Here is a 13,478-nt window from a genome sequence, read left to right as displayed (position 1 = left end):
GGGCCCCTTCCGCTCCGCCGCGCAATCCGCGGTGTCTTGAGGGCATTTCCTTCGGGGAACAGGTGCGCCGAGCTTCGCCCGGTTGCACCGGGTGTCGCCGATCGGTCGATGCGGCGCCCGGCTACGCTACAGGGCCCCCCGACCCCGCCCCAAAGTCTGATGGTGGATCCTGGAGCCCCACGGTGCCGGAGATTTCGCTCGCACTGGTCTGGTCGGGCTTCGGCTGGCCCGAAGGAGGCCTGGTTAGAAGAAGATCTCCCCAAAAGAGGAGTGGACCATGCCCTGGAGGCGCTCGGTGGCTTCCAGGGCGTGGCGCAGGAGGTAGCGCTGTTGGATGGGCAGGGTGAGGGGGTCGATATAGTTGTCCGGCGGCTCCCCCTGGCGTAGCTTCTTCGCCTGGGCCATGAGCCGAAAATGGCACAGGGTCTTGTAGGCGGTCTGGACGAACTCTCCGTCCTCGGCGGGGATGGAGCCGGCCCGGGCCAGGGCCTCCAGGCGCCGGATCGTGTTGGTCTCGGACACGCCGTGGCGCAGGGCCAGGATGCGGGAGCACTCCACCACGAAGAGCAGGCCCGACCGCTTGATGTCCATCTGGCCCTTGTGCGGTCCCGACCGCTCGGTGACGAAGTTCTTGAAGAGCGTCAGGGGCACCCGGTGGTTGGAGGCCTCCCGGTACAGGCTGCGCAGGAGCTGGAAGTTGCGTTGGATGCCCCGGGTGATGAAGTCGCGCAGGTCGTGGGCCAGGCCGGCGTCCCCCCAGATGGGCTGGAAGTCATAGAACAGCGTCGTGTAGCGCACCGCGTTGGAGTTGGGGTCGGCGTACCAGCCCAGCACCTGGTTCTTCCACTCGGTGGCCGATTTTCGCCACACCGGGTTGCGGCTCATCACGTGGCCCGGGCACAGGACGAAGCCCGCCTGGGCCAGGCCCTCCGAGACCTTGTCCGCCAGCTCCATGAAGTAGGGCTCCACCAGGCCCCAGTCCTCCACCGGGTAGTCGGCGAGGATCATGCCGTGGTCCTGGTCGGTGCTGAAGTGGTTCTCGCCCCTCCCATGGCTTCCCATCACGATGAAGCAAAACGCCAGCGGCGGGCGGCCCCGGCCCTCCTGCTCCATTTGGAGGATGGCGAGCTCCAGCGCCCGACGGTGGATGTCGCGGTTGATGTGGGAGAGGAGCTGCCCTACTTCTTCCGAAGGCGCCCCCTCATCCAGCAGGTCGGCACAGACCGAGAGGCTCTGGCGGTGGGCCGCCCCCAGTTGGCCGAAGGAGGCCGCCCCGTCGATGGCTTCGGCGAGCTCGAGGGTGGCATTGGTACCCAGGGCCATGAGGGCCCGCATGGACACCACCCCCACCAGGCGCCCGCCGTCCATCACGGGAAGGTGGCGCACGCGCTGGCGGCGCATGAGTCCCAGGGCGTTGTAGAGATAGGCGTCGGACGGAAGGGTGACGACCGGCGCCGACATGACCTCTCCGAGGGTGACCGCGTCGGGGTCGAGCCTGCGGGCCAGCACCCGCTGGATCAGATCCTTTTCGGTGACGATCCCCCGCACGCCCTCGGGGCCCGTCACGACCACGGAGCTCGTTTGCACCTCGCCCATGGTCAGGGCGGCATCGCGGGCTGTTGCGTCGGGGGCGAGGGCTACGGCGGGGCTCTTCATGGCCTCGCTGACCCGCCTGCGGAACGGAAAGGTCTCCACCCGGGTCAAGGGTGCCGCGGCAGCCTGGGCCTGGAGCTCCTGGAAGAGCTCCCCCACCCGCTGGGCCATGGTGGCCGCCAGGACCTTGCCCACGCCGGGGTAGCGGTCGGCGAGCTCCCGAACCGCCTGCGCCGGCAGCTGGAGGATCTCCCCGGGAACCACCACCCGGGCCGAGGCGGGAAACGGGTCGGTGGTAAAGAGCGTGAGCCAGCCCACGAACTGTCCGGGCCGCACCAGGCTCACGGCCCGCTCGTCGTCGGGAGTGCCCACGCGGATTTCCGCCGTGGCCGAGAGCAGGTAGAAGACGTTGGCAGGCGGCCCCTCTCCCTGGCGAAAGAGGTACTCGCCCGCGGGGGCCGGTCGCCGGACGAGGGACTCCCCGATTCGCTCCAGGGCCTCGGCGGGCAGCTCGCGAAAGGCGGCGATGCCTTCGAGCAGAAGCTCCACGTCACGGTTCATGGGCACTGCCTCCTCCTGCGGTGCGCCGCAAGACCTCCCGGCGGGCGTCCTCCCCCGAGGGATCGAGCACCCGCGCCTCCTCATACCATTCTTGCGCGGCGGCGGCATCACCTGCGAGGAGTTCCAGGGCTCCGCGGTCCCGCGCGATCCGGGCCCGCAGCGGGCCGGCAAGCCCTTCCCGCTCCCAGGCAACGGCCAGAAGCTCCCGGGCCCGATCGCGGCCCCGCTGCGCGTCCCCATGCGCCAGCAGGGAGGCAAGATCCAGGAGCAGGCCGGCGGGAACTCCTTCGAGCTCGGGGAAGGGGGCGAGGGTTTGCTCCAGGAGCGCCGCGGCTTCAGCCGCGTTGCCCTCGACCGCGGCCACCCGGGCCTGCACGGCCAGGTGCTCTGCGAGCCGGGCGAGCCGAAACGCCTCGTGCCGCTTACGGATGTCTTCCCGCTCCTGCACCCAGGCGCCCAGGGCCAGGGCCGAGGCCAGCACGGCCGCCCACACTGCGGGGAGCACCCACGGCGCACGGCGGCGATCGGGGGTCTCGGTCGGTTCCAAGGGAAACTCCGCGTGGGGCAGCCAACGGCGACTGCGAGCGATCCTAGCGCGCGGCTTCAGAACGAGTCAAACCAGCGAACGGCTTCTGGACCGAACGCGAAATCCCTCGTTTGTCAGGGACTTTTCTCCCGGGCCGTTTTGAGATATGGTTTGACAGCGTACACGCTGTGGGGATTGGGGCCTTGTATGCTGTTTTTTCGGGGAGAGGACAGATGGCCAAGAAGAAGATCCTGGCGGTGGACGACGAACCCAACATCCTGCTGTCTCTGGAGTACATCCTCGAACAAGAGGGGTACGACGTGCACGTGGCCCACGACGGGGAGGAGGCCCTGGAGGTGGCGGAGCGGATCCACCCCGACCTGATCCTGCTCGACGTGGCCATGCCCCGCCGCGACGGGTACGAAGTGTGCCGCCTCCTGCGCCAGCGCGGCGACCTCTCCGGGGTGCGGGTGCTCATGCTCACGGCCAAGGGGCAGCCCCTGGAGCGGAAGAAGGGCCTCGAGGTGGGGGCCGACGTCTACGTGACCAAACCCTTCAGCGCCGACGACCTCCTCGAGAAGATCCGGGCGGCCTTGCGCGCATGACCGCCCCCGCACCTCCCCGCCGGAACTTGCGCACCCGCATCGTCCTGACCTTCGCGGGGCTGGCGGTGGTTCCCTCCGCCGCCATCCTGATCGGGCTGTTCTTCCTGGCCCGGTACGACGTGGGGGCGCTGCGCGGCCTGGACCTGGCGCAGGAGGCCCGGCTCCTGGCGGCTCAGCTCGAGGCCCAGGTGGAGGCCGCGGGGCGCTCGGCCGCGGGGGTGGCGAGCCTGCCGGACGTGCGAGGCCACCTGGACGGTATCGCCCCGTACCCCCTGGCCGACCTCTCCGCCGCGCGGCGCCTCTTGCCGGGAGTCCAGCGACTGACCCTGCGGGCGGAGACGGCCCCCGCGCCCGGCACCGAGCCGAGCGCCTTCTCGTGGGGCCGCGACGACACCCTGGAGTTTCGGGTGGCGATCATCGGGGTGGGCGGAGGCCGGGTGGGAACCCTCGAGGTGGCCTTCGACCTGGAGCGCCTCCACCGGGTCCTGGAGTGGTACCGCAGGGGGAAGAGCGGGCGGGCGGTGCTCCTGGGAGAAGGGGGGCGCGTGCTCGCCGGCATCCCCGAGCTTCCCCTGCCCCCGCTGGGACAACCCGCGAAGGGTTGGACGGCCTACCGGGTCGGCGGGGAGGCATACTTTGCCGGGCTCGCGCCGGTGGACCCCTGGGGGAGCGGCCTGCCCCCCGCGTGGTTTCTCGCCGTGATCCAGCCCGCCTCCGAGATCTACGAGCCCTTCTACCGCGTCGCCGGCCAGATCGGAGTGGTGCTGGGGGCCTTTTCCCTCGTGATCCTCGCCCTGGCGTGGCGCATGGCGGATCAGTTCCTGCGCCCGATCCTGCGCATCCGGCACGGCGCCGAGATCATCTCCCGCATCAACCTGGCGCACCGCCTCGACATCCAGACCGGAGACGAGCTCCAGGAGCTCGCCGAAGCCTTCAACCGAATGGCCGACAGCCTCTCGGGAGCGTATGGGGAGCTCGAGTCCCGGGTGCAGGAGACGACCCGGTCCCTCCAGGAAGAGCGAAACCGCCTGGCGGTGGTGCTGCGCACCATGGCGGAGGGGGTCGTGGTGACCAACGAAGCGGCCGAGGTGCTCCTGATGAACCCGACCGCCCGCCTCTCCCTGGGCACCGGGCCGTCCTCGGGCATGGCGAGCCCCCTGGGGCACCTCCTGCCGCCGGAGCGGCTCGAGTTCCACCTGCGACGGCTGCGGGCCCGCTGGGACGAAGGCCGAGAAACGGTGGAGCACGTGGTCTTTCCCTTGGCGGACGGCCCGGTCCTGCGGGGGCTCCTGTCGGCCATTGCGGGTCCCGGTGGGGGCAGGGCCGGGTTTCTCGTGGTCTTTCGGGACACGAGCACCCAGGCCCGGGAGGAGAGGCGTCTGGAGCGCGCCCTCCACGACCTTCCCGAGCTCCTGCGCGGCCCCATCGCGGCAGCCCAATCCCTGCTCCAAGCCCTGGAACGTCACCCGGACATGCCCGCGGACCGCCAGAAGGCATTCCTGGGGGGTCTGCGCGACGAAGTGGCTCGCCTCTCCGACCGGCTGCGCCTGACGGAGGAAGCCGCGGCGGCGGCCCAGACCCTGCTGCCCGGCGTGGCCTCGGACCCGGCCGAGCTCCTCGCCGAGGCCGCGGCTTCGGTGTCGGGTTCCTTCGTCCAGATCGAGACCCCCGAGGCGCCGCTGCCCCCGGTCTCGGTGGAACCCTTCTCGTGGGTCGCCGCCCTGGCGACCCTGCTGCGCTGGGCCGGAGCCCGTTCTTCCGGATGGTCGCCGGTGCGGGTCGGGCTGAGGGCCGAAGAGGAAGCCGTGATCACCACGGTGCGGCTGGAGGGAGTGCCCCCGGCAGACCTGGGCGAGCTCGAAGCGCTGGAGGTCTCTCCCCGGGGAGAGGCCGCCGCCACCCTGGGGGACGTGGTGCGGCGCAACCGGGGCGAGCTCTGGACCCGAGCCCGTGAAGGGGGGTTCGAGGTTCGCCTGGCCCTGGTGCGGGCTTCCGGCGCGCCGGTGGAGAACCGGGCCGAGGGCATCGCCGACGATCAGCCCGAGTTCTACGACTTCGACCTCTTCCTGCCGCGCCCCTCCCGGGAACCGGCCGAGATGCTCCGCACGCGGCTGGCCGATCTGGAATACGTGGTCTTCGACTCCGAGACCACGGGCCTGCACCCCTCCCACGGCGACGAGGTGGTGAGCCTGAGCGCGGTGCGGCTGCGCAACGGAGCCATCCACGGGGCCGACACGTTCCACACCCTGGTGAACCCCGGCAGGCCCATCCCCCCGGAGTCCATCCGGTTCCACGGCATCGAGGACAGCATGGTCGCGGGAGCGCCGTCCATGGGCGAGGTGCTCCCCCGTTTCTACGACTACGTGGGCAACTGTGTCCTGGTGGCGCACAACGCGGCCTTCGACAAGAAGTTTCTCGACCTGGCCGCGAGCCGCTCCGGGCTTCCCCAGATCGAGAACCCCGTCCTCGACACCCTCTTTCTCTCCTACGGCCTCCACAAGGACTTCGAGGGACACAACCTGGACTCCATCGCCGGGCGACTGGGGGTGCCCGTGGAGGGGCGCCATACGTCGCTAGGCGACGCCAAGGTGACGGCGGCCATCTTCCTGCGGCTTCTCACCCTGCTGGAGGGCCGGGGCATCGTGACCCTGGCCGACGCCAAGGACTTCTGCGACCGGATGCTCCTCTTGCGCTGGCAGTCTTCCCGCTTCTGACGGAGGGAGACCTCCCCCCATGGACCCCTCGAACCGGGCCCTGGCGGCCCTGCTCGTCGTCGGCGCGGTCGGGCTCCTCTCCCCCGTGGTGGGCGCTTTCAACCGCCTCCAGACCGTCGCGGGCCTCCCCCTCCTCCCGGTCTACCTCTTCGCGGTCTGGGGCGCCCTGGTGCTGGGCGCCTGGCTGCTCACCCGGAGGCGCCGGTGATCCGCACCTTCTGGGTGGCGCTGCTGGGCGTGGGGTACGTGCTCGGCCTGTTCGCCATCGCGTACGCCGCCGATCGCGCGCGCCGCCGCGGCCGGAGCCCCGTGGACAACCCCTGGGTCTACAGTCTGTCCCTGGCGGTCTACTGCACCTCGTGGACCTTCTACGGGAGCGTCGGGCGGGCAGCGGCACAGGGGCTGGGCTTCCTCCCCATCTACCTGGGGCCCACCCTCGTATTCCTGCTGGCGCCCACCGTGCTGCGGCGGATCGTGGCCCACGCCCGCGCGGAAGGGGTCACCAGCGTGCCGGATCTGCTCGAATCCCTGTACGGCAAGGGCCGGCTCCTGGGGGCCATGGCCACCACCATGCTGGTGATCGGGGTCACCCCCTACATCGGGCTCCAGCTCAAGGCCGTGGGCTACACTTTCGACCTCCTCACCGGCCGGCCGCCCGCGACCACCCTCCTCGACGACGCCGCCCTGTGGGCCGCGCTCGGGCTGGGGCTCTTCTCGGTCCTGTTCGGCGCCCGGACCCTGGTCACAACCGAGCGCCACGAAGGCATGGTCGCGGCCATCGCCTTCGAGAGCGCGGTCAAGCTCGCCACCTTCCTGGCCCTGGGAGCATACGTCATCTGGGGTATTGGAGGCGGCCTCCGGGCGGTCTTCGACCAGGCTCTGGCGCGCCCGGAGCTTGCCCGGCTCTTCGTCCTGGGCGAGGCGTCCGGGACACCCTTCGCCGAGTGGGTGAGCCTGAGCGTGCTCTCCGCCTGCGCGGTGATCCTGCTCCCGCGGCAGTTCCACATGCTCGCCGTGGAGAACGTGCGCGACGACCACCTGCGGCCGGCGGCGTGGATCTTCCCCGCGTACCTGCTGCTCATCAACCTCCTGGTCCTGCCCGTGGCGCTGGTGGGGCTCCTGGCGGGGGAGCCGGGCTCGCCGGACTTCTTCCTCATCTCGATGCCCTTGTCCCGGGGCCGGGTCGACCTGGCGTTCCTGGCCTTCCTGGGGGGATTCTCGGCCGCCACGAGCATGGTGATCGTGGCCTCCGTGGCCTTGGCCACCATGATCCTGCACCACCCCGGAATCGCGCTCCTCGGGCGGTTCTCGGTAGCCCTGGGGAAGCTCGGGCAGGCGGACGTGAGCCGGCACCTGCTCCTCTCCAAGCGCATCGTCATCGTGGGCGTCGTGCTCCTGGGCTACGGCTTCAAACGGTGGATCGGCGACTCCCACACCTTGGTCAACATCGGGCTCCTGTCGTTCTCCGCGGTGACCCAGTTTGCGCCGGCCGTCTTCCTGGGCCTCTACTGGAAGGGAGGCAGGCGGGCCGGGGCCCTGACCGGTCTGGTGCTCGGATTCGGGGTGTGGGCCTATACCCTGCTCCTGCCCAGCTTCGCGGAGTCGGGGTGGGTGGACCCCCGCATCCTCGCCTCGGGCCCCTGGGGCGTGGAGATGTTGCGGCCCCAGGCTCTCTTCGGCCTGGAGGGTCTGGACCCCTGGACCCATGCCCTGGTGTGGAGCCTGGTGTTCAACCTGGGCGGCTACGTGGCGGCCAGCCTCCTCTCCTCCAAGGCGCCCGACGGCGGGGAGCTGCCTTCCCGGACCGCCTGGGCCTCGAGGGCCGACCTGGAAACCCTCCTCACCCGATTCGTCGGCACGGCCACCGCCGCAGAAGTCATGGGGAGCCTTCCCGAGCGGGCCTCGCCCCAGGTCATGGTGGAAGCGGCCGAGCGGTGTCTGGCAGGAGCCCTGGGAACCCCTTCGGCCCGCATGGTCATCGAGAGCTTCCTAGCATGGCCCCAGGACCAGGCAGGCGAGATTCTCGACGTGTTCGGCGGGGTGTCCAAGTCCCTGGCGGAGAGCCGCGACTCCCTGGAGCGGCGCCTGCGCGAGCTCATGGTGCTCCATGAGGCGTCGAGCACGCTGTCCAAGAGCCTGCACATCGACACGGTGCTCGCGGAAGTGCTCCACCTCATCCACCGGGAGTTTGGCTTCGAGTATCTGGCGGTCCGCCTCCTGGACCCGGACGGCAAGCTGCGCATCCGCAGCCACGTGGGCCTGAACGCCGAGTACGTGCGCATCTCGGCCGTGCCCCCCTCGGAGGAGACCTATTTCGGAACCTGCTTCCTCAAGGGCCAGCCCGTGGTGCTCGAAGACGCCCGACACGTGGACAAGCCCGTCTTCTTCCGCCAGCTGACCCAGGACGTGCCGGTCACCGCGCTCATCCACGCGCCCATGGTCCACGAGGGGCGCTCCATCGGGGTGCTCACCGGCTATGGGACCCGCGGCCCCATGCACTTCACCGACGAGTTCGTGAGTCTGTTCGCGGCGCTGGCCAACCAGCTCGCCCTGGCGGTGGTCAACGCCCGGCTCTACGCGGAGGTCCAGGCATACAGCCAGGCCATGGAAGAGAAGGTCCTCCACCGCACCGCGGAGCTCGAGACGGCCAACGCCCGGCTCCGGGAGCTCGACCGACTCAAGAGCGACTTCCTGTCCACCGTGAGCCACGAACTGCGCACCCCGCTCACCTCGATCCGGTCCTTTTCCGAGATCCTGCTCCGCTACGACGTGGACAATGCGGAGCAACGGCGCAAGTTCATCGGCATCATCCACGCCGAGGCGGAGCGGCTCTCCCGCATGATCAACGAACTGCTCGACCTGTCCAAGATCGAGGCGGGCAAGGTCGAGTTCAACCCGGAGCCCCTGGGGGCCGAGCAGGCCATCCGCAAGGCCCTGGACGTAGCCCGGCCGCTCCTGGCCGAGAAGGGGGTGCTGGGGCGCCCGGAGGTGGAGCGGGGCATGGCCCTGGTCTGGGCCGACCCGGACCGCCTCCAGCAGGTGCTGGCTAACCTCCTGTCGAACGCCGCCAAGTTCGCGCCTTCCGAGAGCGAGGTCCTGGTCGCCGCCCGCCGCCGGGGGGACTACGCCGTGTTCCAGGTCTCCGACCGGGGACAGGGCATCCAACCCCACCGCCTGGCCGAGGTCTTCGAGCGCTACCGGCAGGTGCGCGACCCGCAAAAGGACCACCCCCTGGGAACCGGGCTCGGGCTCTCCATCTCCAAGGAGATCGTCCAGCGCATGGGCGGGCAGATCTGGGTCGAGAGCGAGCCCGGCGAGGGAACGAGCTTCTTCTTCACCATCCCGCTGGCTCCCAGGGCCCCCCTTTCCGAGAAGGGGGGCCCGGAGACGGCCGAGAGCCTTGACACCGGAGGGCGGAACCCTTAAGTAGGCTCCCCTCGAAGCCCGCCGGGAGGAGCCCATGGGGAAGGACTACTACGCGATCCTGGGGGTGAGCCGCGAGGCCGCCGCAGGAGAGGTCAAGAAGGCCTATCGCAAGCTCGCCCTCCAGTACCACCCCGACCGCAACCCGGGGGACCGGGAGGCGGAAGAGCGCTTCAAGGCCTGCGCGGAGGCTTACGAGGTCTTGGGGGACCCCGAGAAGCGGCGGCTGTACGACGCGTACGGGGAGGAAGGCCTCAGCGCCCGGGGCGTGCCCCACGGCTTTCGGGGCTTCGAGGATATCTTTTCCGCCTTCGGAGAGATCTTCGGCGCCGCGGGGTTTCGAGGAAGCTCCCGGCGCCGGGTGCCGCGGGGACGCGACCTGCGCCACGAGCTCACGATCAACCTGTCCGACGTGGCCCGCGGGGCCGAGAAGAAGATCCGCGTGCGAAAGCCCGCGGTCTGCCCGGATTGCGGGGGCAGCGGGGCGGCGAGCCCTGCGGACGTGCGCACCTGCCCGGCCTGCGGCGGGCAGGGAGCCGTCACCCAGGTGCTGCGCCAGGGCTTCACGACCTTCCAGACCACCCGGCCGTGCGGCGAGTGCGCCGGTACCGGCCGGCGCATCGCGGCGCCCTGCGCCCACTGCGGGGGCCAGGGGGCGGTGCGGGCCGAGAAGGTCGTGGAAGTGCGCATTCCCCCGGGGGTGGAAGACGGTCAGCAGCTGCGCCTGGACGGCGAGGGGGAGGAAGTGCCGGGGGGGGTTCCCGGAGACCTCTACATCCTCCTGCGGGAGGAGGAGCACCCCCTGTACGAGAGGCGGGGCGCCGACCTCTTTGCGCCCCTGCGGGTCGACCTGCTCCGGGCGGTGGAAGGGGGCGAGACCTCCCTGCCCGGCCCAGGCGGCGAGCCCGTCTCCGTCGAGCTCGAGCCGGAGGTCCAGGCCGGCACGGTAAAGGTCCTCAAGGGCCAGGGGTTGCCGGTGCTCGGCGGGGGCAGGGCCCGGGGCGACCTCTACCTGCAAGTGTGGGTCGAAACCCCCCGGGGGCTCGACCGAAAGCAGGTCAAGACCCTGCGAAGGCTCCTCGAGGGGCTGCCCCTGTGCGCGGAGGAGCCAGCCCACCAGCGGAGCTGGAAGGACTGGCTCCAGGCGCTCTTCGGCGGCCGGCCGGAGCCGTGAACGGCCACCCCCCGGGGCGGCCTCCTCAGAAGTGGTACCCCACGAGCATGCCCGCCTGGAATCCGCCCGCGTTCACGTCCTCGAAGAGATCCACCTTCGCGTAGCTGTACCGGAGATCCAGCCCCAGGTTGAGGCGGTCGTACAGGGTGGCGTAGAGACCGCCTCCCAGCCAGAAGCCGAGCCCCGTGTCGTCCTTCTTCGCCGCGGCCACCGTGGCGTCGGTGCGCTGCTCGGCCCAGATCACGGCGGGGCCGAACCCCACGTACGGCCGCAAATGGCGGTGGTCCTCCCAGATCTTGCGCACGCCGACGTTCCACTCGAAGGTGCGCCCCTCCACCTCCTGGCGCTCGGGGCCGATGCCGGCCAGGTGCACCCTTCGGTCCGCCTCGTCGAAGGAGTAGGAGACGTCGAGCACCAGGTTCAACGGCCAGTGGGGACGCCGGAAGTCGAAGTGGAGCCCCCAGAGCGTATGGTCGTCCACCGGGGACCAGTCGCCGCCGCCGAGGAACTTGGCTCCCACGCGCAGGTTGAAGTTGCCGGTCCACGGGTCGGGCGCCGGGGGGTTGGCGAGGGCGGCGCCCGCGCCGGCCAGGAGCACCGCCAGGGAGAGGCCAAGGAATCTCGTCTTCATGGGTGCGACCTCCGCGGGAAGGTGGGCGAGTCGGGCCTCGGACCGGGGCATTCTACCTCGGAATGCTGCCGCCGGAGCTCAGGAGAACGGCCCGTTCGAAGTCCGAGGGGTTCGTGGCCGCCGAGTGGGCCGTCTCGAACTCCACGACCCCCTGGTTGAAGAGCTCCATCAGGTGCTGGTCGAAGGACTGGGTATGGTAGGTGTCGCGCCCGGCCTCGATCACGTCCTTGATCTCGTGGGTCTTCAGGGGGTCCTTGATGCACTCCTCCAAGTGCTTGGTCATCCGCAGGATCTCGAGGGCCGCGACCCGCCCCTTGCCTCCCTTGCGGGGCAGCAGGCGCTGGCTCACCGTGGCCTTGAGGTTCTCGGCCAGACGAATGCGTACCATGTTCTGCTCCTGGGCCGGAAACACGCTGATGAGGCGGCCCACGGTCTTGGCCGCGTCGGTGGTGTGCACCGTGCTGAAGACCAGGTGACCCGTCTCGGTGGCCTTCAGCGCGGTGTCGATGGTCTCGGTGTCGCGCATCTCCCCCACCAGGATGATGTCCGGGTCCTGGCGCAGGGCCGCCCGCAGCGCCACGTTGAAGGCCGGGGTGTCCAGGCCGATCTCCCGCTGGGAGACCGAGCTCTTCTTGTTTCGGTGCATGAACTCGATGGGGTCTTCGATCGTGATGATGTGGGAGCGGGTGTTCTCGTTCACGTGGTCGATCATGGCCGCCAGGGTGGAGGACTTGCCGCTCCCGGTGACCCCCGTGATGAGCACCAGACCCCGCTCCTCGAGGGCAATGTCCTGGAGCACGGGGGGAAGCCCCAGGGTCTGGAACGTGGGGATCTCGAAGGGGATGACCCGCAGGACCACCGCCAGGGTGTTTCGCTGGCGGTAGATGTTGACCCGGAACCGCCCCACGCCGTTGAGGGAGTACGACCCGTCCCACTCCTGGATCTCTTCGAGGGCAACGGGCGGATTGGCGTCTTCTACTACGATGCTGGCCACCGCTTCGGTGTCGGTCCGGGTCAAGGGGGGGCTCTTCACCTCCTGCAAGACGCCGTTGACTCGCAGCAGGATCGGGGTGTTGACCTTGAGGTGGATGTCGCTCGCCTGGGCCTTCATGGCCCCGGCGAGCACCTTGTGAAACGTTTCCTTCTCCATGGGACTCCCCGGCTGGCCCTGGGAAGCGGGCGAGGCTCCGCTCCCCCGGGAGTTAGTGCAGCACTCGGTTGGGAGCAGGGGCCGGCAGCCCCCGGGCGAACCAACCCGGGATCTCGGCCTGCTCGTGGATGCGCCGGCATGCCGGGCAATACGAGAACCATACGCACCCCGACCCCAGGGGGCGGGCGCCCGTGAGCAAGCGGGGGTGCCCGCAGCGGGCGCAGCGGCCCTCCTGGGCCGAGAGTCGGATTTCCGCGTCCTTGACCGGCACCGCCATCCTCCGTGTCGCGGGTGGCACCGACAACGGATCGGCCCGAAGACCCGGGACCTTGAGCCGAGGATGGCGACCGCCCCCCCGACCCGGTATCCTGGGTGCCTCCTGCGCCGGGAGTACGCGTCCATGGAAGATCTGAGGAACCATACGCTCGAGGAATGGGTTCGGGCCCTGGCCCGCCGGGACCCGGTGCCAGCGGGCGGGGCCCTAGCCCTGGCCACCCTGGCGGGAGGCGCCGCGCTGGCAGCCAAGGCGGCCCGTCTCTCGGGACGCCCTGCCCAGGCATGGGAGGAGCGGGCCGAGCGCTTTCTTGCAGAGGCGCAGCGGGACGGGCTCCTCTACAAGGCGGCCGCGGGGGGAGACCCGGGGGCTGCGAAGGCGAGCCTCGAAGCGACCCTGGAGGCCTTGGAAGAGGCCGTATCGCTCCTGGAGGACCTGGGGCCCCTCTTCGGGGGGCTCGGCCCATCCCTCACGGCGGACGTCGCGGCCGCGGAGCGCCTGGCCCGGGCCGGCGCCCAGACCCTCTCCCTCAACCTGGCCGCCAACCTCTCGGCCTGGGCGGCGCGCGATCCCCGGCTCGGCGCCGAGGCCCAGCGCTGGCTCGCCCTGCGGGACCGCCTGGAGGCCGCATGAGCGGCTGGGGATGTCCCCACGAGGAAAAGGGGGGCTCTGTTGCGATCCGTGTGGGTTTGCGGAACGGTAGAAAGCTCGGGAACGCGGCTCTTTCACCCGTAGGGGCGCACTGCGTGCGCCCGCCCTCGGGCCACCCCGAACCCTCCGGGCGCACCCTGTGCGCCCCTACGCGCACAGACGCCGGAGTTCGCTCC

The 13,478-nt window shown here is 70.3% G+C and carries 11 protein-coding genes; 6 read left to right on the top strand and 5 right to left on the bottom strand.

What is annotated here, in order from left to right:
• Positions 1-243: 243 nt before the first annotated feature.
• Together AB1578_16315 and AB1578_16310 are read right to left on the bottom strand one after the other, a co-directional pair.
• The gene (locus AB1578_16315; protein ID MEW6489467.1) at positions 244-2,154 is read right to left on the bottom strand and encodes a putative nucleotidyltransferase substrate binding domain-containing protein; all 1,911 of its coding nucleotides are present in this window, start codon (positions 2,152-2,154) and stop codon (positions 244-246) included.
• On the bottom strand, positions 2,144-2,701 hold the full coding sequence (locus tag AB1578_16310; GenBank protein ID MEW6489466.1) for a hypothetical protein: 558 nt from the start codon (positions 2,699-2,701) through the stop codon (positions 2,144-2,146). Before AB1578_16310 ends, AB1578_16315 begins: the two co-directional genes overlap by 11 nt.
• 212 nt (positions 2,702-2,913) lie before the next feature.
• Between AB1578_16310 and AB1578_16305 the strand changes: the two genes are divergently transcribed.
• The 5 genes from AB1578_16305 to AB1578_16285 are packed head-to-tail and all read left to right on the top strand — an operon-like array spanning position 2,914 to position 10,596.
• Positions 2,914-3,285, top strand: coding sequence for a response regulator (locus tag AB1578_16305; protein MEW6489465.1), 372 nt, complete (start codon positions 2,914-2,916; stop codon positions 3,283-3,285).
• The gene (locus AB1578_16300; GenBank protein ID MEW6489464.1) at positions 3,282-5,999 is read left to right on the top strand and encodes an exonuclease domain-containing protein; all 2,718 of its coding nucleotides are present in this window, start codon (positions 3,282-3,284) and stop codon (positions 5,997-5,999) included. The genes AB1578_16305 and AB1578_16300 overlap by 4 nt, the downstream gene beginning before the upstream one ends.
• A 19-nt stretch (positions 6,000-6,018) precedes the next feature.
• Positions 6,019-6,207, top strand: a complete 189-nt coding sequence (locus tag AB1578_16295; protein MEW6489463.1) for a hypothetical protein — start codon at positions 6,019-6,021, stop codon at positions 6,205-6,207.
• Positions 6,204-9,425, top strand: a complete 3,222-nt coding sequence (locus tag AB1578_16290) for an ATP-binding protein (protein MEW6489462.1) — start codon at positions 6,204-6,206, stop codon at positions 9,423-9,425. The genes AB1578_16295 and AB1578_16290 overlap by 4 nt, the downstream gene beginning before the upstream one ends.
• Before the next feature lie 34 nt (positions 9,426-9,459).
• The gene (locus tag AB1578_16285) at positions 9,460-10,596 is read left to right on the top strand and encodes a J domain-containing protein (protein ID MEW6489461.1); all 1,137 of its coding nucleotides are present in this window, start codon (positions 9,460-9,462) and stop codon (positions 10,594-10,596) included.
• Between the two features lie 25 nt (positions 10,597-10,621).
• Here the strand turns inward: AB1578_16285 and AB1578_16280 are convergent, their stop codons facing one another.
• The 3 genes from AB1578_16280 to AB1578_16270 are packed head-to-tail and all read right to left on the bottom strand — an operon-like array spanning position 10,622 to position 12,648.
• Positions 10,622-11,227 carry an outer membrane beta-barrel protein gene (locus AB1578_16280; GenBank protein MEW6489460.1) on the bottom strand — a complete coding sequence of 202 codons (606 nt, stop codon included), beginning with the start codon at positions 11,225-11,227 and terminating at the stop codon, positions 10,622-10,624.
• Between the two features lie 52 nt (positions 11,228-11,279).
• Positions 11,280-12,377: a PilT/PilU family type 4a pilus ATPase gene (locus AB1578_16275; protein MEW6489459.1), complete on the bottom strand. Its 1,098-nt coding sequence runs from the start codon at positions 12,375-12,377 to the stop codon at positions 11,280-11,282.
• A 52-nt stretch (positions 12,378-12,429) separates the two neighbouring features.
• Entirely contained in the window at positions 12,430-12,648 is a 219-nt protein-coding gene (locus AB1578_16270) for a hypothetical protein (protein MEW6489458.1), read from the bottom strand.
• A 129-nt stretch (positions 12,649-12,777) separates the two neighbouring features.
• On the opposite strand from AB1578_16270, the gene AB1578_16265 reads away from it, so the two are divergent.
• The gene (locus AB1578_16265; protein ID MEW6489457.1) at positions 12,778-13,284 is read left to right on the top strand and encodes a cyclodeaminase/cyclohydrolase family protein; all 507 of its coding nucleotides are present in this window, start codon (positions 12,778-12,780) and stop codon (positions 13,282-13,284) included.
• Positions 13,285-13,478 lie beyond the last annotated feature (194 nt).

Source organism: Thermodesulfobacteriota bacterium (assembly GCA_040756475.1).
Taxonomy (GTDB): Bacteria; Desulfobacterota; Deferrisomatia; order Deferrisomatales; family JACRMM01; genus JBFLZB01.
This window is presented reverse-complemented; position numbering and strand designations above follow the sequence as displayed.